Genomic DNA, 236 nt, shown 5'->3' on the forward strand with positions numbered 1-236 from the left:
CCTCTGATCGGCGGCAGCACCTCGCTGTTGTATGAAGGGCTACCCACCAACCCGTATCCGGGCATCTGGTGGGCACTGTGCGAACAGTACGGCGGGCGCACGTTGTTCTCGTCGCCGACCGCGATCCGTGTGCTGAAGAAGCACGATGCCGACTTCATCCGTCGCCACGACCTGGACGCATTGAAGGATGTATTCCTGGCCGGTGAGCCACTGGACGAGCCGACCGCGCACTGGAT

1 pseudogene is annotated in these 236 nt (G+C 62.7%); it reads left to right on the plus strand.

The features are described 5' to 3' along the window. A pseudogene (gene prpE, locus KVS69_RS20575) lies at window positions 1-236 on the plus strand (propionyl-CoA synthetase); the annotation flags it as partial.

It is taken from the genome of Stenotrophomonas sp. GbtcB23 (assembly GCF_019091045.1).
Classification (GTDB): Bacteria; Pseudomonadota; Gammaproteobacteria; order Xanthomonadales; family Xanthomonadaceae; genus Stenotrophomonas; species Stenotrophomonas rhizophila_A.